Here is a 22,979-nt window from a genome sequence, read left to right on the forward strand (position 1 = left end):
TTTGAGAGGCGCTATTCTAGGCATCTTAAGGCGCTTTCTCAAATTAATTTTGCCAATAGCCGATGAGTGATTTATTGTCATCACATAAACTCTTAATAATGAATACTATGCAAGAAATCGAACAACAATGTCGCGATTTTATTCTCAGTTGCGGTAGCGCCGACTCAGCCCATGACATTACCCATATTGAACGCGTTGTGCAGGTGGCGAAAACTTTGTGTGAACAGGAGCATGCCAAGATTGAAGTGGTGTTGCCTGCGGCGTGGCTGCACGATTGTGTTGCGGTGGCGAAAAACCATCCGGACAGAGCGAAGGCATCGACCATGGCAGCCGACAAGGCGTTAAGCTTTTTGCACAGTATTCATTATGACAGTCGCTATTTCGATGCTATTCATCATGCTATTGTCGCCCATAGCTTTAGTGCCAATATCACACCCACCACTTTAGAAGCGCAGATAGTACAAGATGCCGACCGCATGGACGCCCTTGGCGCAGTGGGAGTGAGTCGCTGCATGAAGGTAGGCGGGGCGATTTGTCGTGGCCTATATCACCCCCAGGATCCGTTTTGTAAGAACCGTCAAGCTGATGACAGTAAATACACCCTTGATCACTTTTTTGTGAAGTTATTGCACATAGGTCAGAGCATGAACACCGCCAGTGCTCGATATGAAGCACATAAGCGCACGCAGTACATGCACGATTTCTTACGCCAACTGGGCGAAGAGATAGGTATTGCCTATGAGTAACCCACCGTTATTGCGTGGCGTACACCATTGCCATATACAAGTGCATGATATTGAGGTTGCATTGGCGTTTTATCGTCACGTAATGGGTTTTGATATCGTCCCCGAGTTGGCTTTTTGGTTTGAACAGCAACACGATGGACCGCTTATGCTGCAAGATCAGGCAAAGTCGATTTGCTTGGCTTTATTTGTTGGTGATAAAAAAAGCAACGGCATCGCGTTTCGTTGTGATGCGTTAGCCTTTGTGCACTGGCAACAGCATCTGCATGATTGTGATATCAAGGTCACGCGAGCCGATCAACAGGTATCTTGGTCATTGTACTTTCGTGATCCCAGCGGCAATGTCCATGAAATTACCTGTTATGAATATGAGGCCGTTGCTGAGCTGCTCTAGCTTGGATACTGTGCTTTAACAGCAAGAATATCGTCCAAACAAGCCATGAAAATATCCACCAGTTCGGGGTCAAAGTGCTTGCCTTTCTCTTCTTGAAGTAACTGCACGGCTTTGTCGATTGGCCAAGGTTCTTTGTATGGCCGCTTCGAAGTTAGTGCATCGAATACATCGGCAATGGCACATATACGGCCCTCTATGGAGATCTCTTCGCCTTGTAAGCCATTTGGGTAGCCGTTGCCATCAAAGCGCTCATGGTGTTCAAGGGCAAGTCTGTGGGCAAGTTGGATTAATGCAGAACTTGAGCCTGCCAAGATATCCGCACCAATGCTGGCATGAGTTTGCATTTGCCGGTATTCGTCTTGATCCAAGCGCCCAGGTTTAAGGAGGATATTATCGGGGATACCGATTTTGCCAATATCATGCATTGGCGCCGCAAGCAGCAACGACTCGGCATGGGCCTCATTAAAGCCATAAGCGCGCGCGATGATGTGGCAATAACGACTCATACGAATTATGTGTTGTCCGGTTTCATTGTCTTTGTACTCGGCTGCATGGCTCAGCCTCTGGATCAATTCAAGTTGCGCTGCTTTGAGTAAGTCAGCTTGCACTAAAGACAAATGATTTTTAACCCGCGCTTTGACGATTGCTGGGCTAATTGGCTTAGTAATGTAATCAACCGCGCCTTTGGCAAAGCCTTGCGTTTCATCAACTTCGTCTTGCATGGCGGTCACAAAAATAACCGGAATAGCCTGTGTACTTGGCTGTTGCTTTAACTGTTCACATACTTCAAAGCCAGACATATCCGGCATCATAACATCAAGTAAAATGAGCGCGGGTTGCTTGCTATGAGCTAATTCCAAAGCTTGAGGCCCTGATTTTGCAAATATAAGGCGATAGTCGTTTCCTAATACTTGATTTAAAACCTTAAGGTTCGTCGGCTCATCATCTACAGCTAGGAGAGTCGGCTTTTGTGTCTCAATCATGTTGCACACCCTGCAGTTGCTCAAGTAATTGCTCAATAGCGGCCTTTGCCGCCGCAAATTCGAATTCGTTAATGAGATTTGCGATATCCATTACTTGTTTATGCCATTGTTGTGGCGTTGCCGCAATAAGTTGTTCACTGTGTTCACTATCATATTCAAAGTTATCGCATAACTGCGCAACCTCCCGCAATAATTGCTTAAAGTCCTCATCGCTATGATGATTACTCACGACTTTGCTAGGCGCGTCAGTATGGTTTTGCAGATATTGATAGAGCTCATCAATACAGCTGAATAAGGCAAACCGATGAGGGTCTTGAACCTGTTTTTGTCGTTCAATCGACTTTAATGTATCGGCTAATTTGGGCAGAGCTAGATTACCGGCTAATCCTTTTAATGTATGCACGTCAACAAGCTGATCGGCGCTGAGCTGCTCATACTTACTCAGTGTTCGCAGCTGCTCATTGCGCTGCCCATAGAAGTGCTTTAGTTCCTTGAGGTAATGCGCTTTTGAACCCCACAGCTCCGCTCCTTGGGTTTCGTTGACTAGCTGCTGGCTGTCGTGGGCGGTGGCGTTAGTTTGTGCGAACACATGTGCAGCCAAATCGATATCGAGAACGCGGGCTATTTCCGTTAGTAAATCGCTCAGCACTACAGGTTTGCTGGCAAAACCGTTCATTCCAGCGGCTTTAGCCGCTTCACGGTCACTGCCCATAACACTGGCCGTTAAAGCAATCACGGGCGTTGTAGCAACCTCGTTGTGCTGCTCATATTGACGCAATTGTCGGGTTGCTTGGAGACCATCACATTTGGGCATATGAATATCCATCAACACAATGTCATAGCTATTACTTGTGGCCAGTTGCACTGCTTGCTCGCCGTCATCAGCTGCCTCTACTTGATGACCGAGTTTAGTTAGGCGTAGTTGCAGTAGCTCGCGGTTTTGCGGTACATCATCAGCCACCAGTATTCGCAATTTAGGCATTTCGCTAAGTGGGGTCAATGAGCTCTGCTCATTGACGTGCTCGCCCGCCACCTGTTTTAGGGGCAGGGTAAAGTAAAATGTACTGCCTTGGCCCAAGGTGCTGGTGACGCCTATATCCCCGCCCATAAGTTGTACGAGCTGGCGGCTAATGGTAGTGCCTAGACCGGTGCCGCCAAAACGCCGCGTGGTACTGTCGTCTGCTTGCTCGAAGGGGTTGAAAATAGCACCCACCCGCTCGGGGGCGATACCAATGCCAGTATCAACCACCTCAAAATAGACACCTTGATTATCGCCACGAACATTGACGGTGACACTGCCTTGCTCGGTAAATTTTACTGCGTTGCCGATTAAGTTGACTAATACTTGACGTAAGCGCTGCGGATCGCCGCGATAGTGCTCACCGAGATTATTATCCATATTCAGGGCAACCGAGAGCTGCTTATGTTCAGCGCTGTGATAAAAGCTGGAGACCACAGAGTCGACGAGAGCCAGCAAATTAAAGGGTACTGACTCAATACTCACTTTACCTTGCTCAAGCTTGGCAGAGTCTAAAATATCATTGAGTAAATGCAATAAAGAGCGTGCAGATTGCAATACGTTGGTGAGTTGCTGACGCTGTTGTTTATTCAATGGGCTATCTAGCAGCACTTCAGAGAAGCCAATGATGGAGTTCATGGGTGTGCGTATTTCATGACTCATATTGGCTAAAAAGGCTTGCTTTGTTTCCGCCGCAGCTTCGGCTTTCTCTTTCGCTTTTACAAGCTCTTGCTCCATTTGTTGGCGCTCACTGATATCGACCAATACGCCTGCAATGAAAAGCTCTTCCCCTTCGGTATGCTCAAATGTTCCCTTATCAATCACCCATTTACGGCTGCCATCGCGACACTGTATTTGGTATTCAAAAGAGTAGTGTTTTTTTCCTTGTGCAAGAGCGCTGTATATTTGCTCGCGCACATAGTTGCTATGCTGCGCAGAGATAAGCATGTCAAAATTAACGCTGCCGTCGATAAATTGCTGGTCATCATAGCCGGTTAATTGTTTTACGATGGGGCTAATGTAGAGCATGCTCCAATGCTTATCTAAACGGCAGCGAAAAGCCACGCCGGGCATATTAGTTAACAAAGTGCGATAATGACGCTCTTGCTGGGCAAGCTGATTTTGCATCGCCTTTTGTGCGCTCAAGTCAGTAATAAAACCTACAAACATGCGCTTTTGTCCGGGAATAGCGACTTCACCAACCCCCAAACGAATGGGGATCAGCGCGCCATTTTTATGTTCGGCGTTGACTTCACGTCCAGAACCAATAATGTTTTTAATGCCGGTACTTTGGTAGGCACTTAAGTAATTATCGTGTTGATTGGCGATTTCTTGTGGCATCAGCATTTTTACGTTTTCGCCAATCACTTCATCGCGATGATACCCGAGTATACGTTCGGCTCCAGAGTTGAAGCTCAGTACTTGGCCTTTCGCACTAATGGTAATAATGCCATCGACGGCAGTATTGAGGACCGCCTCAAGGCGTGATTGAGTGATAAGTTGTTGCTGAAGGGCCAAGCGATAGCGCATCACACTATGCAATAAAGCGATGAGACCACTGAGCAAGAGGCTTACAATAGCGATACTCAGAGCGAGATCGGTTACATGGCTATTATCGGTGAGCTGACTGTACACCGGGGATTGAGCCACAAATCGTGCCGCTTGCATCCCGGTATAATGCATGCCAGAGACTGCGCAGCCCATAACAATGGCGCTGAGAATACGATAACCGGTTTGACCTAGAGTGCTGCGCCCTGTGGGTTGTAAATATAAATGAGCGGCCAGGCCGAGCCATGCGAGAATAACCGCCACTAATACAGAGACAACAAACCAAAGTGGGTCATAGCCTAGCATCGGCCCTAGGCGCATCGCGGCCATGCCCGTGTAATGCATAATCCCTATGCCGGCGCCCAACAGCAGGGCACTGAGCGCAAGCTTGGCTCGAGATGGATTGTTCGTACTGAGTAAATGGAATCCTAAGGCAGTGGCTAAAAAGACAGGGATGAATGACACCACCGTCACTGTGAAATCATAGTCGACGCTGACGCATAGGCTAAATGCCAGCATTCCGATAAAGTGCATGCTCCACACGCCTGCGGCAAAAGCGGCGGCACTTGCTGGCAGTGCCATGCGATAAAATGGGGTGTGGCGTTGTTGTTGAGCAAATTCCCTTAATTGCAGCGCAAAAAAAGATGCAAAAATTGCAACAGTTACCGAAAGTAACACTAAGGTCCAATCATAGCTGCCATTGACCAGCAATTCGGGAGCAGGGTCGGTGATAAAAAATTGAGAAAGCATAAAGTACTTCGATACTCCAACAACGGATGGCCAAGTCGCAATCACAGCCTAGCACACTGAAAAACCACGTGTCGCGCACTAAAGTGAAAGCCCCTCTGTATTTTACAATGATACTGACTGTACTATCAGCGCAGCGACGGCTGAGTTTAGTTATTTATGAGTGCGCTGCAAGCTTACCCAAGAGCGTAATTACGGTATCATATTAGTAGCGCTGCAAAGGATGTACTTAATATTAGCACATTGTTTGGCAAACCCTTTTAGTTCAAGTAATTACAACAAAGGTTTAATATGAGTAGGCAATATGATGTGCACTATAGCCGTCGACGAACGCTCGCTTTGGTGGTCAAAAATCAGCAAGTGAGTGTGAAAGCACCTTATGGGGCATGTCGTGATTTCATTGCAGACTTCGTTGAGAGCAAACAGGCGTGGATAAACAAACAATTACATAAACAATCTGATATTGAAGCGGCTAGGTATAACCCATGGCTACATCGTCGCATTATGCTTTTCGGTGAATTACGTGCAATAGAGGTAAGCGAGAGCTCACTTGAGCAGACAGATAACCAAACGATAAACATCGTAATCAATAAGCGAGTGAAGCATCGCCAACGCTATTTTAATCAACAGCTATTGGCACTGATGCACGATGAATTATCTGATCACTTATCAGAGCGCATAATGCAGTGGCAAAAGGTGATGAATATCGGCGCTAACGGCATTAGCGTTAAAGTGTACAAGCGTCGTTGGGGCAGTTGCGATTCGCGCGGTGAGTTATGTTTTAATACCTTGTTGGCAGGAGCTCCGCATTGGGTTATTGACTATGTCATTGTTCACGAGCTGGCGCACCGGGTACATATGGATCACAGCCATCAATTTTGGGCACTGGTTAATGGCTACTACGAGCATACCGACCAAGCGCGATTATGGCTTAAAGAGAATGCACATCTGTTGGATTTTGTACGATAGGAAAGTGGTGGAGGGAGCTGGATTCGAACCAGCGAAGGCAATGCCGTCAGATTTACAGTCTGATCCCTTTGGCCGCTCGGGAACCCCTCCGATAGAATGATGTGTGTTGTTAAGTGGTGGAGGGAGCTGGATTCGAACCAGCGAAGGCAATGCCGTCAGATTTACAGTCTGATCCCTTTGGCCGCTCGGGAACCCCTCCTAAACAACGGCGGCGATAATAGCAAACTCAGAGTCCAAGTAAAGAAAAAAACTAAAGAAAGCTGAAAAAAGGCCGATAACTGCTTAGAAGTAATTCAGGTTGAATAAAGTTTATGCAAGTTAAGCCCGTCATTCGTAACGAACTACAAATGGACTCGCAATTATGTCGCAGTGTCCATGAGGCCCGTCGTGGAGACTTTGCTTGGCTGTTAGCATCATTATCAGCAGATGCACTCGATTTTGCCCAGTTTCACCTTCCCAAATCAGAATTAGAATCTCACCAGGTGGATGAGCAGCAGTTGCGATTGCAATTGGGCGCTGCGCCTGCAAAACCAACGGCATTACCGGATTACCATATAGATAGAGCTCAGCATGACAGGGCATTGTTGGCGCAAAGCTCAATGACAACTCTGCGCTTAAAAGAGTGTCTAACCCCGGAGCCTTTGGCAGTGCGAGACGACAAAACCTATGTTCCACTACTTATAATTGATAATTGCGATCCGAGCGTACAGGCAAAACATCATCGCCAATATGAGCCACTGAACGAGCCGCAAATGGATAGTGCAGCCTTTTACGATCAACTTGTGGATATGAATAAGTCCTCGTCTTTAGCACACGCGTAGTGGCCTGCGCATATCAGGGTGTAATAGTGGGTGCGAGCAGGATGCAATAGCAGGTGCGAGCCAAGGGTTCTTGTACTAATTAAGCGAATACCTAAAGCTGCCACTGGGCGGCGGTATCACATCAAGACATACAGCACTTTTTGAATTTATTGCCACTTAAGCATGGGCAGGGATCGTTGCGTTTAAGCTTTACATCAGCGGCTTTAAACAACTGCCCGCTGTCGTACTTCCACTGGTGGTGGCGTTGAATGAACTGTGAGCGTTCATGTATACAGTGAAGGGTATCAGCAATGATGTAAAAAGCCTTAAATTCAACATAGGCCAAAGCATCGCCAGGCACATAATCCATTATTTGTAAGCGCACAAAACGCGCTGCTTGGGCAAATTCAGCCACTTCCTCTCTGGGGTTTTGTTCTAGGGCTTTCTCTGAGCAGGTAAAACATAAGTAATCAATAGCTTGTTCACAAAATGCACTATAACGAGAGCGCATCAGGCTCTGGGCGTCGGGGGCATCAATAGCTCTACTTACAAACCGGCCGCAGCAATTAGCAAAAGGCTGCGGCAATCCACAATGGCACATCGCATTTTCTAACTACAAGGAATCACGCCACTATATTAGCAGACTTGTAACTGCGAGGGCACAGTTGTTTGGTCGCTGGCGTTATGCTCGGTAGTGAAACAGTAAAGCTGTGCTTTAGCTTGGTGGGTATTAAGTTGTAAGGCTTCGAGTCGCTGCTGTTTTAAAATATCCGTCCAGGTGATCACCGCCGCAAAACGGCCATTTTGCAGCGCACAATTAAGCATGTACTCCATATCAACAACATGTTTAGCCCGAATTACCAGCAATTTATTCGTGTCGATAGAGCAAGCGTCCAATAGGTGGCGGCTAGGCACATTGTCAGGGGCGACTAATAGCGTCCAGCCATTATTTTGATTGTAGCGATGAACGATTTTAAGCATCTCAAATGTTGCAGAGATCTCATCCTCAGTTTTTACGATATTGATCACATTAGGGTTATCTTGCTGATAGCTTTTAACATGACGAACACTTGCTGTATGTAACATAATTGCCTCGCTGTGGATTTTGTTAACCATATACAGTGTTTTATACAGTATGTGTATACAGTAGTTTATACAGTTGTTCAGTGCAAGTTTTTTTTGTTTCTTTTTTAAACGTCTTGTTTGTTGCTTTAAACGCTTAGCGATACCGAAGAAGCTAAAGCTGTATTTCAGTGCCAATATTGCTGTGTAAACATGCGGTCATTTGTCCGCATTTATGCTAGTATCCGCCGCTTCTATTTTACGTATCACTGTTTACTCCTATGTTCGAAAGACTGTTCAAAATAAAATCGCATGGAAGCTCCGTTAAGCGCGAGGTTATCGCAGGACTCACGACCTTTATCACCATGGTGTACATCGTGTTTGTCAACCCGGCAATGCTAGCAGAGGCGGGAATGGACCAAGGGGCAGCATTTGTAGCAACCTGTATTGCTGCTGCTATCGGTTGCTTCATTATGGGTTTTTGGGCGAATTATCCGTTGGCATTAGCGCCAGGCATGGGCTTAAATGCATTTTTTACCTACGGCGTAGTATTAGGCATGGGTTACACCTGGCAGGCGGCTTTAGCGGCGGTGTTTATGTCGGGATGTATCTTTTTAGCGTTGAGCCTATTTAAGGTCAGAGAGTGGATAATCAATGCCATTCCACTGGTACTTAAGCGCGCTATCGCCACGGGAATTGGCGCTTTTCTGGCGCTCATTGCACTGAAAAACGCGGGTATTGTTGTTGCCAGTCCAGCCACGCTCGTACAGATGGGTGATATTACCAGCAGTGGGCCTTTGCTCGCTATCCTGAGCTTTTTCGTAATAGCGGCGCTGTTGTATCGTGATATCAAAAGCGGCGTATTGATCAGTATCATGTTGGTAACAGGCATTGCGTTATCTCTGGGGCTGGTTGAATATCAAGGGGTGATCTCAGCGCCACCTTCCATCGCTCCTACCTTTATGCAATTAGATTTTGCCTCGGCGCTAGAGTTGTCCATGCTCAGTGTCATTTTCGCATTCTTGTTTGTGGATTTGTTCGACACCTCAGGCACCTTAGTGGCGGTAACGCAAAAAGCTGGCTTGGCCGATGAGCAAGGGCGTATGCCACGTTTGGGTCGAGCACTGAGTGCCGATAGTACGGCGACAATTGCAGGCTCTATGCTTGGCACCTCTACGACCACTTCCTACATCGAGTCGGTATCTGGTGTGTCAGTGGGTGGGCGTACAGGCTTAACAGCTGTGGTGGTGGGCTGTTGCTTCCTACTGATGATGTTTTTTGCTCCTTTGGCAGCCATGGTTCCAGCTTATGCAACAGCGGGTGCGATTTTGTATGTCTCGGTGCTCATGCTGCAAAACCTCAAGCTGGTTGATTGGGATGATATGACAGATGCGATTCCAGTTGCCGTGGTGCTGTTGATGACGCCGTTAACTTTTTCCATTGCCCACGGCATTGCCCTTGGCTTTATCGCCTATACGGCGGTGAAATTAGTGTGTAATAAGGGGGCGGAGATAAGCTTGAGTGTGTGGATTCTAACAGTACTATTTTTGCTTAAGTTCATGTTTTTATCTTAGTAAGCAAGGTCATATATAACAGCTAAAAAGGCACAGCTATGACGCTGTGCCTTTATTTTTTGTATGAACCAACGAGCTTCAAAAAATCAGCCTATATTGTCAATTGTCGCTCCTTGACGTCGCACTTCGTAGTTGTACTTCAGCACACTCAGATCATGGCTAGCCCTGCGTACCGGCGCAGCACTATGGGAAGTTTGGTTTCAGGTGTTGGCACACATAGCTGGGTGGTGTGTAGCTCAATGATTGAAGGTGGTAAGAGGGTTGAGCGTAAGGTACTTATCCTGCTGGCCCGGTACAGGCAGCAGATAGGCGATGTTTAATATCGGCCTATCTGTTATAGCTTGATTTACGCTGCTACCACTTTTTCTTTGGTGCGAATAACACATCCAAATCGTCTTTTTCTTCCTCTTCACGTTTTTTACGGGCGGAGGCGTTAGAGGCTTTCAACTCAGAGCTGATCTCATTGAGATAATCCTCAAGCTGATTTTTCTTATTCGTGACATAGTCGTCGCTGTAATTCAGGGCGGTAATCGTGGCATACGCCTTTTCGAAATACTGCCGTGCCGAGCCAACCATATTGGCGTTTCTTGCAGCCACGCCGCGCTTAATTTGGCTTTCGATATTTATTTTTAATTGCAGACGCTCAAAGGTTTTGTCCTCTTGCATAAACACAGGGGTATCGATTTTGCCCTTGCTGTGTTCAGAGCGCATGATGGTGCGCAGTTTCTTTATTCCCTGTATCAATGAAATAAGCTGCTTGTCATGATCGGGAAGAGCAAAGTTCTCGCCCATATTGGCGCTCTCATCAACACCACTGGTTAAGCGAGTTTTTGCATCATTAAGCCGAGATTTAAGCTCTTTCGAGGAGGGAGATAACTCAACCATGGCGGCGAGCGCATCGTGAATTCGACGATAAAGAATCATCATCACATTATTAGATAACGGGATATTGACACTGTTGACCAGCACTTCTTCCGTCTCTTCAATTATTTTTTTCTGCTTTGCGAGCTCTTGGCGGCGCTGAGCTTCTTGCTTTTCTTTATGCTGTTGCACTGCACTTACCCAAACCGCAATAACGATAAGCGCGACAATTAACATAATAATGATAGAGACTATCATACCCCGATTCTCTTACTCATTGAGTTGCCCAATTACCACCCATCTTAACCGAAAGAACCTAGGTTGGGGTAGTAATACACGTTAAATTCATGAAATAACATTAAATAAAATAAGAGTATAGGAGAACATCGCAGCCTTGAACATAAATCAACAGTACCGAGACATAATTAAATGTGCTAGCCTAGCTAATCGCAATAGCTAAAATGTATAAGAAGATGGGCTCAAGGTGTTGATTTGCCTTCCCATTCACCAGGAAGATTAGGGTCTAGGCCACTGCGTATAACGCCTGGTGCAATCGCAAGTAAAATAATAATAGAAAGTAACAACGACCATGAAACTACAGCAGCTAAAGTATATTGTTGAGGTGCTTAATCACAACCTCAATGTATCCGCCACAGCGGAGAGTCTTTATACTTCGCAGCCCGGTATCTCCAAGCAAGTACGTATGTTGGAAGACGAATTAGGGGTGCAAATTTTTGGACGCAGTGGCAAGCACCTGACGCACGTAACCAGTGCCGGTAAAGACATTATCAATATTGCTCGTGAGATTCTCTCCAAAGTCGAGGGAATTAAGGCTGTAGCCAATGAGCATACCTTGCCAGACCAAGGTAAACTTAATATTGCCACCACCCACACTCAAGCGCGTTATGCCTTGCCTGAAGTCATTCAAGGTTTTATGAAAAAGTACCCGGCGGTTTCATTGCATATGCATCAAGGTACGCCGCAGCAAATCTCTGATGCAGCGGCACGTGGAGATGCTGATTTTGCTATTGCAACAGAAGCCTTACACTTGTATTCCGACTTAGTGATGTTGCCTTGCTATCACTGGAATCGCAGTATTGTGGTGGCGAAAACTCACCCGCTGGCGCAAAAAGCCGATAACCTTAGTATTGCTGATGTTGCTGAGTTTCCGCTGATCACTTATGTGTTTGGCTTTACGGGTCGCTCAGAGCTAGACAAAGCGTTCAATGCTCAGGGGTTAGAGCCTCATATAGTCTTCACCGCCACTGATGCGGACGTTATAAAAACCTATGTACGTTTAGGTTTGGGCGTCGGGGTGGTCGCCTCGATGGCTGTTGATGAAATCACCGATAAAGATTTAGTGTGCATTGATGCCAGCCACTTATTTGAGGCAAGCACGACCAAAATCGGCTTCCGTAAAGGAACGTTTTTGCGTGGCTACATGTATGACTTCATTGAGCGTTTCGCGCCGCACTTGACCAAAGATCGGGTTGAAAAAGCTTGCTTATTACGTAATCAAGATGACGTCGATGCGATGTTTGAAAGCATTGAGTTGCCAGTGCGCTAAGTGATCAGTGTCACGATATGAAAAAGGCGCCTGTTGGCGCCTTTCTTTGTGCGATTAACACTCAATGATGTTTACCGCCAGACCGCCTCGAGCGGTTTCTTTGTATTTGGTTTTCATATCATTGCCGGTGTCCCACATGGTTTTAATCACTTTATCCAAGGAGACCTTTTGCTCACCGCTGCCGCGCATGGCTAGGCGTGAGGCATTAATGGCTTTAATCGCACCCATGGCGTTGCGCTCTATGCAAGGCACTTGCACAAGGCCGCCCACAGGATCGCAGGTGAGACCGAGGTTATGCTCCATGCCGATTTCAGCGGCATTTTCTACATGCACTACGTTACCGCCCATGATCTCCGTTAAGGCGCCCGCAGCCATTGAACAGGCAACGCCCACTTCGCCCTGACAACCCACTTCGGCCCCGGAGATAGAAGCATTCTTTTTATACAAGATACCAATTGCTGCTGCGGTAAGCAGATAGCGCGTGGCGATATCGCGATCCACCTCTTTGATAAAGGTGTGGTAATACATGAGTACTGCCGGCAGGATACCTGCGGCGCCGTTGGTGGGGGCAGTGACCACTCGGCCGCCAGCGGCGTTTTCTTCGTTCACGGCAAGAGCGAATAGGTCAACCCAATCCATTGCTCTAAGTGGGTCGTTATTGTTCTCAACGTTTAGCTTTAAGTATAAGCTGGGTGCCCGACGACGCACCTTCAGACCGCCTGGAAGAATACCCTCAGTACGCATGCCGCGTTCAGTACAGGCTTTCATCACCTGCCAAATATGAAATAACTCATCTTTGATATCAGCTTCGTCGCGTAAGGTCTTCTCATTGGCCATCATTAGGCTTGAGACGCTCAGGCCGGATTCCTTACAAAGCTCTAGCAGTTGCTGTGCGTTATCGAACGGGTAGGGGGCAGGGTTTTGCTCACGGATATCTAGCGCAGCCTGCTTTTCCTTATCAAAGTCCTCGTCGCTGACGATAAAACCGCCACCAATAGAGTAATACACTTGCGAGGCAATGCGCTCATTACCCTTAAAGGCAATAATCTCCATGGCATTAGAGTGCTTGGGCAAAGTCTTGCGGCGATGAAATACAATCGCCCCTTGCTTTGGAAACTTAGCCTGATGGGTTTTATTGAGATAAATAACCTGCTCTTGTTCGATTTTAGCCAAAATATCGGGTACGGCGTCGGCATCGACCGTCTCTGGGTCGTATCCGGCGAGCCCTAAAATAACAGCTTTACCTGAGCCATGGCCAACACCGGTTTGACCCAAGGAACCAAACAGCTCTACTTTTACCTCGGTAACATCCTCAAGTGTGCCTTGCTCTTGCAGGGTTTGCACAAACAACCGAGATGCGCGCATTGGGCCTACGGTATGGGACGACGACGGCCCAATGCCAATGCTAAACATATCGAATGCACTGATCATAAAATCTATACTCACATTGCCTTTGAACGGGCGCCCATCATAACGTTAAACACCAGGGATGTAATCCTCTGTACACTAATTTTAGCTGATCGGACCAAGGCGCTTCGTAAAGCGCTCAATAATTCGCTCGGTCGCCCCCCAAAGCAGGCCATAAGGGGTTTTAAAAACGCGGAAGTGGAGATTTTTTTGTTGTCGCTCGACCCGCAGAGACTGCCAGTTTTGGGTTGCCAGTAGCTCAGCCAGAGGCACAAAAAATGCGGCTTCGACCTCATTCTGATCAATTTGCCAACGGGCACCGGCGCGCAGCTGTGCTAGATACGGCGTAATACTCATATCATTGAGGGTGCTGACCTCATCGAGACGGCCGATGATGGTGACATCTTTGCTGTCTATATTCAGCTCCTCGTGCAGCTCTCGTAGGGCGGTGTGGGCAAGCGTCTTATCTTCGCGCTCTTGCTTTCCTCCTGGAAAGCACAGTTGGCTGGGATGATGGCGCAGATGGGCGCCGCGTTTACACAGCAACACTTGTGCTCCGTGCTCAGACTCTGAGAGCAACATAACCACGGCGCTACGGCGCTTTGGGTGGGCTGGAACAAAGCTGGAGGGCACGGCACTGAGATTAAACCGCGCAATAACCTGAGCGCATGAGAGCGCCGCATGGGGTGATTTTATCACGTCAATACCGGTAAGATTTTATTTACCTTATCGTAAGTCTCTTGGTACTCAGAGGCAACATCTGAGTCGGCAACAATGCCACCACCGGCCCAGCAATGTAGGGTATTGTCTTTGGCCACTAAGGTACGAATGGTGATACTGGTGTCCATATCACCGCAGGCGCTAATGTAGCCAATTGAACCACAATAGGCACTGCGCCGATGTGGTTCGAGCTCTTCAATGATTTCCATCGCCCGGATTTTCGGGGCACCGGTGATAGAGCCGCCCGGGAATGCGGCCTTCAGTTGGTCGAGCGCCGTTTTACCCTCAGCCAATTGCGACTGCACGGTACTGACTAAATGATGGACAGCGGGGAAGCTCTCTATGGCAAAAAGTGAGGGCACATGCACCGAGCCCGGTTTCGCAACCTTGCCGAGGTCATTACGCAGTAAATCGACAATCATGACGTTCTCGGCGCGGTCTTTGGGGGAGCTCGCCAACTGCGCTGCCAAGGCTTGATCTTTTTTAGGGTCACTGCTGCGCGGCAGTGTGCCTTTAATCGGTTTGCTTTCGACCTGATTGTGGTGCACTTCGATAAAGCGCTCTGGCGAAATGGATAAAATGCAGCCTTGCGGTAAACGCACAAAAGCAGAAAAGGGGGTGCTGTTATGGCTGCGTAAACGGCGATAGGCTTGCCATTCACAGCCCTGATATGTGGCACTGAAGCGCTGTGCTAGGTTTATCTGATAGCAGTCGCCGCTGCGCAAGTAGTCCTGTATCTTCGCAAACTTATCGGCATATTGCGCTTGGCTCATATTGGAGGCCCAGTCACTGGTTAAGGCAAATTTGCCCGCGCTTGCGGCGGCGGGTGGCTGCAGGTAACGCTGCAAACGGGCCTCGACATCCACCGTTGGCTGGGCAATATAATACCATTGGCTGGCTGCTTTATCGTAAATTAAGGCATCAAGATAAAGGCCCAGTTGCATCTGCGCCAAGGCAATGTCGTCCGTCGCCAAGCTGGGTAGGCGCTCTAAGGTGCGTCCTAAATCATAGCCAAAGTAGCCAAGCCAGCCGCCACTAAAAGGCAGATCATGCGCCGGGGATTGTGTGCACAGGCCAGCTAGACGTTGCTGCATATAGGCGAACACGTCCTGATGCAGCTCAAGGCCATCTAGGTATACCTTGTTGTGCTCGACGCTGAGCGTCGCTTCAGGCTCAATCACTAAGATATCGAAGCGGCTATTGACGTGCGCTGCACTAGCAGAGTCAAGAAAAACCGCTCCTTGGAGATGATGTAATTGTGCAAACACCTCACACGGCGAGGATGAAAGCGCCAATTTACGGCAATGTAATTGCGAATTTGTCATTATCTTCAACTCGAAGAACTAGCCCGAAACGGGCAGGGAGGTTATCATAAGTTACACTTTATCAGAAGACGCGGTCTAACCGTGCACACGTCACCGAGTCGTCGCACCGATTTATGTATTAACTGAAGGTGTGACCCAGTAGGAAGGATTAATCATGAGCACTATTCGCCAGCAAGATTTTATCGACAGCATTGCCGATGCGCTGCAGTATATTTCTTTTTATCACCCGCTAGACTTTGTTCAAGCTTTAGAAAAAGCCTATAACAAAGAGCAAAGCAAGGCGGCCAAAGACGCCATTGCGCAGATCCTTATTAATTCTCGTATGTCTGCCGAGGGCAAACGCCCACTGTGCCAAGATACCGGCATAGTTACTTGTTTTGTTAAAGTTGGTATGGATGTGCGGTGGGATCAAACCGACATGACGGTGCAGCAAATGGTGGATGAGGGAACGCGTCGTGCCTACACCAATCCAGATAACCCGTTACGTGCATCGATAGTTGCCGACCCTGCTGGCAGTCGAAAAAATACTAAAGATAACACCCCGTCCGTGGTGCACATTGATATGGTGCCAGGCAATGAAGTGGAAGTGATGATTGCGGCCAAAGGCGGCGGCTCTGAGAACAAAACCAAGATGGTGATGTTGAACCCTTCCGATGATGTTGCCGAGTGGGTAGAAAAAACCTTACCAACAATGGGCGCTGGTTGGTGTCCACCGGGTATGTTAGGTATCGGTATTGGTGGCACTGCGGAAAAAGCAGCGGTATTGGCCAAAGAGTCGTTGATGGACCCTGTGGATATTCATGAGCTGATCGAACGAGGGGCTGAAACGACCGAAGAGAAAATGCGCTTGGAGATTTTTGAGCGTGCTAACAAGCTCGGTATTGGTGCCCAGGGGCTCGGTGGTTTAACTACCGTCGTAGACGTAAAGGTGAAGACCGCGCCCACTCATGCGGCGTCAAAGCCTGTGGTGATGATCCCCAACTGTGCGGCAACTCGTCATGTGCACTTTACTCTTGATGGCTCGGGTCCCGCCGATTTGCAGCCGCCAAAACTAGAAGACTGGCCAGAAGTGACCTGGGAAGTAGGCGAAGACACCCGTCGCGTTAATCTTGATACCCTTAACAAGGATGATATCCAAGACTGGAAGATGGGTGAAACCGTGCTGCTTAGCGGTAAAATTCTGACTGGTCGTGATGCGGCCCACAAGCGCTTGCAAGGAATGATTGAAAGTGGTGAAGGCTTGCCTGAGGGTGTTGATTTTACCAATAAATTTATTTACTACGTGGGCCCCGTGGATGCGGTGGGCGATGAAGTCGTCGGCCCCGCAGGACCCACTACCTCGACCCGTATGGATAAATTCACCGACGTGATGCTAGAGAAAACCGGCCTTATTGGCATGATTGGTAAGGCTGAACGCGGTCCGGCTACAGTTGCCTCAATAAAAGACAACAAGGCGGTATACTTAATGGCTGTTGGCGGCGCCGCTTACCTGGTCGCTAAAGCGATTAAAAAGGCCCGCGTGGTGGCATTTGAGGACTTAGGTATGGAAGCTATCTACGAGTTTGAAGTGGAAGATATGCCGGTCACTGTGGCCGTGGACAGCGAAGGAGCAAATGCTCACACCCAAGGTCCAGCAATTTGGAAAGCAAAAATTGAAGAATTGGATGGTGCGTTGAAGTAATGCATCGGTTCGGTTAAGAAGGGCGCCTTGGCGCTCTTTTTTATGGAGTGAAACAATGACAACAATAAATTCTATCCTCAGTGTGATGTTGCTTGGCGGCTCAGCGCTGAGCGCCCAGGCTGAAGTACTCAGCGTTGAAAAACTAGCTCAGCTCAATAAAGTGCACAGTGTGGCGGTATCCAGTGAAGGAAGGCAGCTCGTTTACGGTGTAAAAACGCCCGAGGGCAGCGATTTATATCTGCAGCCCTTATTAGCAGTGAGCAGCAGTTATGCTGGCTCGGCCAACTTAGCGAAAGCGACACGGTTAACCTATGACAGCAGCAGTGAAACAGCGGTACGCTTTTCTAGTGATGGCCAAGCTATCTACTTTTTATCAGCCCGCTCGGGCTCCAATCAGCTGTGGCGACTGCCCCTTAGCGGCGGAGAAGCGCGCCCCGTCACCGACTTACCCATGGATATCGAGGGTTACACCTTAAGTTCTGACAACCAATCCGTGGTACTAAGCTTAGATGTGTATCCCGATTGTGATACCTTGGCGTGCACTATCGAGCGCGATGCCAACCCACCGGCCCATAACGGCCAAGTCTATGACAGTTTAATGGTGCGGCATTGGGATCACTGGAATGACGAAAAGGTGCGTCATCTATTTAGTGCTAAACTTGCCGATAAAGTCATCACCGACGTTAAAGACATCACCCCACAGTGGCAAACCGATGTGCCTGCTAAGCCTTTTTCCGGCATGGAAGAAGTGGCAATTAGCCCTGATGGCACCAAGGTGGTTTTCAGCGCTAAGGTTAAAGCCCCGGATAATGCTTGGAGCACAAACTTCGATTTATTTGAAGTGGCTATCGAAGGCGGCTCTATTCGCAACCTCACCGAAGCAAACAAAGCTTGGGATGCGGCGCCGCAGTTCTCCGCTGACGGCCGTTACCTTGCCTATAAAGCGACGACAAAACCTGGCTTTGAATCAGACAAGTTCACTTTGCAGTTGCTAGATTTGCGCACTGGTGAGAAAAAAGCACTGGCACCTCAGTGGGATCGCAGTGTGAGCAGCTTCCAATTCGGTGCGAATGGCCGCGCCATTTATGCCACCGCCAAAGATTTAGGTCAGACCAGCTTATTTGAAATCAGCACCGGGTTTGGCGATATCCGTAGCGTGTTTAGCGATGGCTATGTCGGTGACGTGCAGGTTGTAGGCGAGCAAATCGTGTTTTCTCGCCATGCTCTGAATTCACCGAAAGAGCTCTATCGTATTAATCGCGATGGCAGCGGCTTAATGCAGTTAAGTGATGTCAATAAAGAAAAAATGGCTGATGTGACTTTAGGTGACGTAGAGCAATTTAGCTTCAGCGGTGCTAACGATGAACAAGTATATGGTTATCTTGTGAAGCCGGCCCAGTTCGATGCCAACAAGCGCTATCCACTGGCATTTTTAGTCCATGGGGGGCCGCAAGGATCGTTCGGCAATATGTTCCACAGTCGTTGGAATGCTCAGCTTTGGGCAGCGCAAGGCTATGGCGTAGTGATGATCGATTTTCACGGCTCGGTGGGCTATGGCCAAGCGTTTACCAATTCTATTTCCCGCGATTGGGGAGGTAAGCCGCTGCTAGACCTACAAAAAGGGTTAGATTACGTGGGCGATAATTATGCCTGGTTAGACATTAACAACGGCTGTGCCCTCGGTGCCTCCTACGGTGGTTACATGATGAACTGGATTGCTGGAAATTGGCCTAAAGGCTTTAACTGTTTGGTTAATCATGCGGGCTTGTTTGATATGCCAAGCTTCCACCAAAGCACCGAAGAGTTGTGGTTCGCTGAGCATGAAATGGGCGGCCCGTTTTGGGCGAAAGACGGGGATTACAGTAAGTATAACCCGGCTAACTTCGTCGCCAATTGGCAAACACCGATGTTAGTGACTCAAGGCCTTAAAGACTACCGCGTGCCATATGCGCAAAGTTTAGGGGCGTTTACCACCTTGCAACGCAAGGGCATCGACTCGCGGCTGGTGGTCTACCCTGAGGAAAATCATTGGATCCATAACCCTGATAATTTAATTCACTGGTATCAGCAAGTATTTGCGTGGATGGCAAAGTACACCCAGCCACAGAGCGAACAATAATAAGTTCTGCTCTGACCAGTTAAGGGCGTCGCCAGCGATTAGACTGGCAGCGCCCGTCCTCCTTGAAACTCGACATTCCCGCCCAGCGTATTAAAATATTTACATAGGTGTTGCCGTTAACGTAAACGTCAGATGGGCGTGGATAAAGGTGGTACATAGGGTGATTGGTTATAGTTTAAAGTTCGTTAATTTAACCATATTTTGAATTAAATATTCACTTACTGTTCTATGTGTGAATAGAAATTCAACCACAAAGGAAATGCGTGGTTTTATCATCTTATATAGTGGTAAGGCACAGCACTTAGTGATAGAGTCTGCGGCAATTTCAGCGCACCCAAGTAGGGTAACAAGTTCGGAGAATAACAGTGGCTGTTTTTAATCAAGTTGATTTCGATAACCACGAGCAAGTGGTTTTTTGTAGTGATAAAGAATCCGGCCTAAAGGCAATTATTGCCGTACACAACACTAACCTAGGCCCAGCTGTGGGCGGTTGCCGGTTGTGGAACTATGCCAGTGATGAAGAAGCCGTTACCGACGTACTACGTCTTTCCAAAGGCATGACTTACAAGAACGCTGTGGCGCGTTTGCCTTTCGGTGGCGGTAAATCTGTGATCATCGGCGATGCAAAAAGCATTAAATCAGAAGCACTATTTCGTGCTTTTGGTAAGCAACTAGAGCGTTTAGGCGGAAGCTACTATTCTGCTGAAGATGTCAACATCACCACCGGTGATGTAATGATGATGCACCAAGAAACAAACTATGTAATGGGCTTGGAAGGTAAAAGTGGTAATCCATCGCCGTTTACTGCTTTAGGTACTTTCCTAGGTATTAAAGCGGCTTTTCAACACAAGCACGGTCATCAAAACCTTGAAGGTGTGAAAGTGGCGGTACAGGGCCTAGGCGCTGTGGCCTACGACCTATGTAAACATTTGCATAACGCTGGTGCAGAGCTATTCGTGACCGATATTAACGAGCAGTCGGTAGCGCGTGTAGTCAATGACTTCAATGCCACAGCTGTGGGCATTGACGACATTTATGACCTGGATGTGGATGTATACGCACCTTGTGCGCTAGGAGCGACCATTAATGACAACACCATCCCGCGTATTAAGGCTACGATCATTGCCGGTTGTGCTAACAACCAGTTAGCGGAGCCTCGTCATGGTGAGATCATTCGTGAAAAAGGCATGCTGTACGCGCCAGATTACGTTATTAACGCCGGCGGCATCATCAACGTCTATTACGAAACCAAGCCACAAGGCTATAATGCTGACGATGCGACTAAGCACGTTGAAGGTATCTTTGATACTTTGTTGGAGATTTTCCAACGCTCGGAAAAAGAGCAGGTATCAACGCATGTTATCGCTGATAAACTGGCAGAAGAGATCATCGCTCAGGGTCTTTAGTACTCAGCGTTTAGGCGCATTTTATTGCTCCTAATATCAGATTAAGGCATGCTTTCGGGCATGCCTTTTTTGTTGTCGAGTAGATAATGCCTTATCCCGCCACGCAAGTGGACCTCCAGCAGTGGCCGCGTGCACAGCACTTTGCCTTTTTCAAAGATTTTCAGCAACCCTACTTCAATGTGTGTGTGCGCCTAGACGCACGGCTGTTATTTGCATACTGCCACGCGCAGGCTTTGTCCTTTTTTAGTGCTTACATTTATTTGGTGCACAAAAGCGCGCAGCAATATTGGCCAATGGGGCTACGTATTGTTGATGATCAGCCTGTGCATTATCAGCAAGTGACGATGAGTGTGGTGCAACTGGCCGAGGATGACAGCTTTCGTTTTAGTTATCTCGATGACACGCCATGTTATACAACTTACGCGCAGCGTATGCGCGAAGAAAAAGCCCGTGCTGCAAATGAGCCTTTGTTTAGTGAGGCCTTCGCGCGCACCGAAGGGCGCGCCGATGTGCTGCATGTATCGGTATTGCCGTGGTTACAATTTAGTGGCTTTTCTCATGCTACTTGTTTGGGTGCTACTCACGGTATTCCTAAAGTGGTGTTGGGGCAATATGATAAAGTTTCAGGTTGTATGCCTTTAGCCCTGGATGTGCATCATGCACTGATGGATGGCCTGCATAGTGCAAAATATATTCAAGTATTGCAGGAGATGATGCATAATCCCTCGGATTATTTGTGATTTAAATGTAAATATTTAAACATTAAATTTACATTTGTTCCCCTTATGGATCTATAGTGAGTATTCCCACATACGGGACATGATAACGATAGAGGGAACAAAGATGAAATTGAACACCATACTCACCGGCATAGCCTGCGCCGGTGCAACAACACTATTGAGCTTTTCGGTGCATGCAGAGCATGCCCAGTTACCCGAGCGCATTGTTGCTAAGCAAGATATGGCGCTGATTGATTTACACAGCGAAGCGCTTATTGCCGATGAACAGTTTGTTTTTAATAACGCCCTGGCAGCGCGGGATTGGACTAATTTCTTCGCTGGGCTTAATAGCGAATTACAAGCAAAGCAAGAAGCGATACTGCATTTCGCTGGCTACGCCAGTATCAACCCAGAGCTGTTGTTAGCATTAATGGAGCAGCAAAGCCAACTAGTCACGAACCCCACGGCCGAAGCAATGCAGAGGCCTTTCGCTGATTTGAGTGATGAAGTCGGATTTGAAGCGCAGCTTCGCGATGTCACTAACCGGCTCAGCCACACCTTTTATGCCTATAAACGCTTCGCACAAAGCAGCCAGCAATTTAATCAAGATGTCGCCAGTTTTGCGCTGGTCGATATGTTTATTATGCGGCAAAAGCCGGTGGGTCCGCGCCGCCCGCGTAAGGGTAAGAAGATCACTGCGTTGATGAGTGCCTATGAGGTTGTGACCGGGAAACCATCAATACAACTGACGCAAAAGCAGGTATCAGCCCCACAGCGCCAAGCGCTCAGTGCGCAGCCTCAAGCTCAGGTAGCTTTTAGTATGAATCTTCCGTGGCCAAGTGGCTATGCATGGTTCAGTGGGGGGGCACACTCTAATACCGGCTCTGGGTATCCGTACTCCTCGTTAGACTTTAATAATGGCTCTGGAGGATGGGGCAGCAATACACCTTGGGTGCAAGCGGCCCATGAGGGCACTGTTACACGTTATTCGCAATGTAATATTCGCATCACTCATCCAAGTGGCTACGCGACCAACTACTATCATATGGATGCGTTGCAATTTAACTCCGGTGATTATATTTCCGCAGGGAGTTGGATAGGGCGCTATGCTAACAATCAAAGTACTGCGCTGTGTCAGGGTGGTCAGTCAACGGGACCACATGTGCATTTTTCACTGTTGTATAATGGCCAATATGTGAGCCTACAAAATCGCTATATTAGTGGTTATCGTATTGATGTAGGTAATTACAACTATGACGATAATTGCTACAACTTTTACTTTGAGCGTAACGGTTATAAAACCTGTGCGTGGCAGCGCTTGTATCGCTAGTGCGAA

The 22,979-nt window shown here is 47.9% G+C and carries 19 protein-coding genes and 2 tRNA genes; 11 read left to right on the forward strand and 10 right to left on the reverse strand.

The genetic code is table 11. The features are described 5' to 3' along the window. The first annotated feature begins 62 nt into the window (after window positions 1-62). Window positions 63-746 (forward strand): HD domain-containing protein, encoded by a 684-nt coding sequence (locus MHM93_RS03015; protein ID WP_239447962.1) that lies wholly within the window; start codon window positions 63-65, stop codon window positions 744-746. Continuing rightward, on the forward strand, window positions 739-1,137 hold the full coding sequence (locus MHM93_RS03020) for a VOC family protein (protein WP_239447964.1): 399 nt from the start codon (window positions 739-741) through the stop codon (window positions 1,135-1,137). The genes MHM93_RS03015 and MHM93_RS03020 overlap by 8 nt, the downstream gene beginning before the upstream one ends. Here MHM93_RS03020 and MHM93_RS03025 read toward each other — a convergent pair. Next, window positions 1,134-2,120: a two-component system response regulator gene (locus MHM93_RS03025; RefSeq protein WP_239447965.1), complete on the reverse strand. Its 987-nt coding sequence runs from the start codon at window positions 2,118-2,120 to the stop codon at window positions 1,134-1,136. The genes MHM93_RS03020 and MHM93_RS03025 overlap by 4 nt on opposite strands. Then, on the reverse strand, window positions 2,113-5,436 hold the full coding sequence (locus MHM93_RS03030; protein WP_239447967.1) for an MHYT domain-containing protein: 3,324 nt from the start codon (window positions 5,434-5,436) through the stop codon (window positions 2,113-2,115). The genes MHM93_RS03025 and MHM93_RS03030 overlap by 8 nt, the downstream gene beginning before the upstream one ends. A 288-nt stretch (window positions 5,437-5,724) precedes the next feature. Here MHM93_RS03030 and MHM93_RS03035 point away from each other — a divergent pair, with 288 nt between their 5' ends. Continuing rightward, window positions 5,725-6,402, forward strand: a complete 678-nt coding sequence (locus MHM93_RS03035; RefSeq protein ID WP_239447969.1) for a YgjP-like metallopeptidase domain-containing protein — start codon at window positions 5,725-5,727, stop codon at window positions 6,400-6,402. Between the two features lie 5 nt (window positions 6,403-6,407). Here MHM93_RS03035 and MHM93_RS03040 read toward each other — a convergent pair. Together MHM93_RS03040 and MHM93_RS03045 are read right to left on the reverse strand one after the other, a co-directional pair. After that, a tRNA-Tyr gene (locus MHM93_RS03040) sits at window positions 6,408-6,492 on the reverse strand. Between the two features lie 24 nt (window positions 6,493-6,516). Then, window positions 6,517-6,601, reverse strand: a tRNA-Tyr gene (locus MHM93_RS03045). 112 nt (window positions 6,602-6,713) lie between these two features. Between MHM93_RS03045 and MHM93_RS03050 the strand changes: the two genes are divergently transcribed. Further along, window positions 6,714-7,223: a VC2046/SO_2500 family protein gene (locus MHM93_RS03050; protein WP_239447971.1), complete on the forward strand. Its 510-nt coding sequence runs from the start codon at window positions 6,714-6,716 to the stop codon at window positions 7,221-7,223. 121 nt (window positions 7,224-7,344) lie between these two features. Here the strand turns inward: MHM93_RS03050 and MHM93_RS03055 are convergent, their stop codons facing one another. Next, window positions 7,345-7,713 carry a YchJ family metal-binding protein gene (locus tag MHM93_RS03055; RefSeq protein ID WP_239447972.1) on the reverse strand — a complete coding sequence of 123 codons (369 nt, stop codon included), beginning with the start codon at window positions 7,711-7,713 and terminating at the stop codon, window positions 7,345-7,347. Between the two features lie 125 nt (window positions 7,714-7,838). Beyond that, entirely contained in the window at window positions 7,839-8,288 is a 450-nt protein-coding gene (locus MHM93_RS03060) for a SulA-like leucine-rich domain-containing protein (RefSeq protein ID WP_239447974.1), read from the reverse strand. A 257-nt stretch (window positions 8,289-8,545) separates the two neighbouring features. On the opposite strand from MHM93_RS03060, the gene MHM93_RS03065 reads away from it, so the two are divergent. Continuing rightward, window positions 8,546-9,838 carry an NCS2 family permease gene (locus MHM93_RS03065; protein WP_138548919.1) on the forward strand — a complete coding sequence of 431 codons (1,293 nt, stop codon included), beginning with the start codon at window positions 8,546-8,548 and terminating at the stop codon, window positions 9,836-9,838. Window positions 9,839-10,192: 354 nt separating this feature from the next. On the opposite strand, the gene MHM93_RS03070 is transcribed toward MHM93_RS03065, so the two are convergent. After that, window positions 10,193-10,957, reverse strand: coding sequence for a hypothetical protein (locus tag MHM93_RS03070; protein ID WP_045978091.1), 765 nt, complete (start codon window positions 10,955-10,957; stop codon window positions 10,193-10,195). Window positions 10,958-11,288: 331 nt separating this feature from the next. On the opposite strand from MHM93_RS03070, the gene cysB reads away from it, so the two are divergent. Further along, the gene (cysB, locus tag MHM93_RS03075) at window positions 11,289-12,266 is read left to right on the forward strand and encodes an HTH-type transcriptional regulator CysB (protein WP_022944048.1); all 978 of its coding nucleotides are present in this window, start codon (window positions 11,289-11,291) and stop codon (window positions 12,264-12,266) included. A gap of 54 nt (window positions 12,267-12,320) precedes the next feature. Here the strand turns inward: cysB and MHM93_RS03080 are convergent, their stop codons facing one another. The 3 genes from MHM93_RS03080 to pabB all read right to left on the reverse strand — a co-directional run bounded on the left by MHM93_RS03080 (window position 12,321) and on the right by pabB (window position 15,718). Continuing rightward, window positions 12,321-13,697 carry an L-serine ammonia-lyase gene (locus tag MHM93_RS03080; protein ID WP_239447976.1) on the reverse strand — a complete coding sequence of 459 codons (1,377 nt, stop codon included), beginning with the start codon at window positions 13,695-13,697 and terminating at the stop codon, window positions 12,321-12,323. 81 nt (window positions 13,698-13,778) lie between these two features. Further along, window positions 13,779-14,372, reverse strand: a complete 594-nt coding sequence (locus MHM93_RS03085) for a CoA pyrophosphatase (RefSeq protein ID WP_239447978.1) — start codon at window positions 14,370-14,372, stop codon at window positions 13,779-13,781. Next, complete coding sequence (gene pabB, locus MHM93_RS03090; protein WP_239447980.1) at window positions 14,369-15,718, reverse strand: aminodeoxychorismate synthase component I; 1,350 nt, start codon at window positions 15,716-15,718, stop codon at window positions 14,369-14,371. Before pabB ends, MHM93_RS03085 begins: the two co-directional genes overlap by 4 nt. 154 nt (window positions 15,719-15,872) lie before the next feature. Here pabB and MHM93_RS03095 point away from each other — a divergent pair, with 154 nt between their 5' ends. The 5 genes from MHM93_RS03095 to MHM93_RS03115 all read left to right on the forward strand — a co-directional run bounded on the left by MHM93_RS03095 (window position 15,873) and on the right by MHM93_RS03115 (window position 22,973). Next, complete coding sequence (locus tag MHM93_RS03095; RefSeq protein WP_022945861.1) at window positions 15,873-17,399, forward strand: fumarate hydratase; 1,527 nt, start codon at window positions 15,873-15,875, stop codon at window positions 17,397-17,399. A 55-nt stretch (window positions 17,400-17,454) separates the two neighbouring features. Continuing rightward, window positions 17,455-19,518, forward strand: a complete 2,064-nt coding sequence (locus tag MHM93_RS03100; protein ID WP_239447982.1) for a S9 family peptidase — start codon at window positions 17,455-17,457, stop codon at window positions 19,516-19,518. Between the two features lie 365 nt (window positions 19,519-19,883). Next, window positions 19,884-20,924: a Glu/Leu/Phe/Val dehydrogenase gene (locus MHM93_RS03105; RefSeq protein WP_045978088.1), complete on the forward strand. Its 1,041-nt coding sequence runs from the start codon at window positions 19,884-19,886 to the stop codon at window positions 20,922-20,924. Between the two features lie 86 nt (window positions 20,925-21,010). Beyond that, window positions 21,011-21,664 carry a CatA-like O-acetyltransferase gene (locus tag MHM93_RS03110; RefSeq protein ID WP_239447984.1) on the forward strand — a complete coding sequence of 218 codons (654 nt, stop codon included), beginning with the start codon at window positions 21,011-21,013 and terminating at the stop codon, window positions 21,662-21,664. Window positions 21,665-21,767: 103 nt separating this feature from the next. Then, window positions 21,768-22,973, forward strand: coding sequence for a M23 family metallopeptidase (locus tag MHM93_RS03115; protein WP_052698092.1), 1,206 nt, complete (start codon window positions 21,768-21,770; stop codon window positions 22,971-22,973). Window positions 22,974-22,979: the final 6 nt, after the last annotated feature.

Source organism: Pseudoalteromonas sp. MM17-2, assembly GCF_022347945.1.
GTDB lineage: Bacteria > Pseudomonadota > Gammaproteobacteria > Enterobacterales > Alteromonadaceae > Pseudoalteromonas > Pseudoalteromonas ruthenica.

Bases quoted from the DNA above. Each gene is read 5' to 3' on its own strand.
- pabB (WP_239447980.1), bottom strand. From the start codon at position 15,718: ATGACAAATTCGCAATTACATTGCCGTAAATTGGCGCTTTCATCCTCG.
- MHM93_RS03065 (WP_138548919.1), top strand. From the start codon at position 8,546: ATGTTCGAAAGACTGTTCAAAATAAAATCGCATGGAAGCTCCGTTAAG.
- MHM93_RS03100 (WP_239447982.1), top strand. From the start codon at position 17,455: ATGACAACAATAAATTCTATCCTCAGTGTGATGTTGCTTGGCGGCTCA.
- MHM93_RS03035 (WP_239447969.1), top strand. From the start codon at position 5,725: ATGAGTAGGCAATATGATGTGCACTATAGCCGTCGACGAACGCTCGCT.
- MHM93_RS03055 (WP_239447972.1), bottom strand. From the start codon at position 7,713: ATGCGCTCTCGTTATAGTGCATTTTGTGAACAAGCTATTGATTACTTA.
- MHM93_RS03115 (WP_052698092.1), top strand. From the start codon at position 21,768: ATGAAATTGAACACCATACTCACCGGCATAGCCTGCGCCGGTGCAACA.
- MHM93_RS03015 (WP_239447962.1), top strand. From the start codon at position 63: ATGAGTGATTTATTGTCATCACATAAACTCTTAATAATGAATACTATG.
- MHM93_RS03095 (WP_022945861.1), top strand. From the start codon at position 15,873: ATGAGCACTATTCGCCAGCAAGATTTTATCGACAGCATTGCCGATGCG.
- MHM93_RS03070 (WP_045978091.1), bottom strand. From the start codon at position 10,957: ATGATAGTCTCTATCATTATTATGTTAATTGTCGCGCTTATCGTTATT.
- MHM93_RS03025 (WP_239447965.1), bottom strand. From the start codon at position 2,120: ATGATTGAGACACAAAAGCCGACTCTCCTAGCTGTAGATGATGAGCCG.
- MHM93_RS03050 (WP_239447971.1), top strand. From the start codon at position 6,714: ATGCAAGTTAAGCCCGTCATTCGTAACGAACTACAAATGGACTCGCAA.
- MHM93_RS03020 (WP_239447964.1), top strand. From the start codon at position 739: ATGAGTAACCCACCGTTATTGCGTGGCGTACACCATTGCCATATACAA.
- MHM93_RS03030 (WP_239447967.1), bottom strand. From the start codon at position 5,436: ATGCTTTCTCAATTTTTTATCACCGACCCTGCTCCCGAATTGCTGGTC.
- MHM93_RS03110 (WP_239447984.1), top strand. From the start codon at position 21,011: ATGCCTTATCCCGCCACGCAAGTGGACCTCCAGCAGTGGCCGCGTGCA.
- MHM93_RS03060 (WP_239447974.1), bottom strand. From the start codon at position 8,288: ATGTTACATACAGCAAGTGTTCGTCATGTTAAAAGCTATCAGCAAGAT.
- cysB (WP_022944048.1), top strand. From the start codon at position 11,289: ATGAAACTACAGCAGCTAAAGTATATTGTTGAGGTGCTTAATCACAAC.
- MHM93_RS03080 (WP_239447976.1), bottom strand. From the start codon at position 13,697: ATGATCAGTGCATTCGATATGTTTAGCATTGGCATTGGGCCGTCGTCG.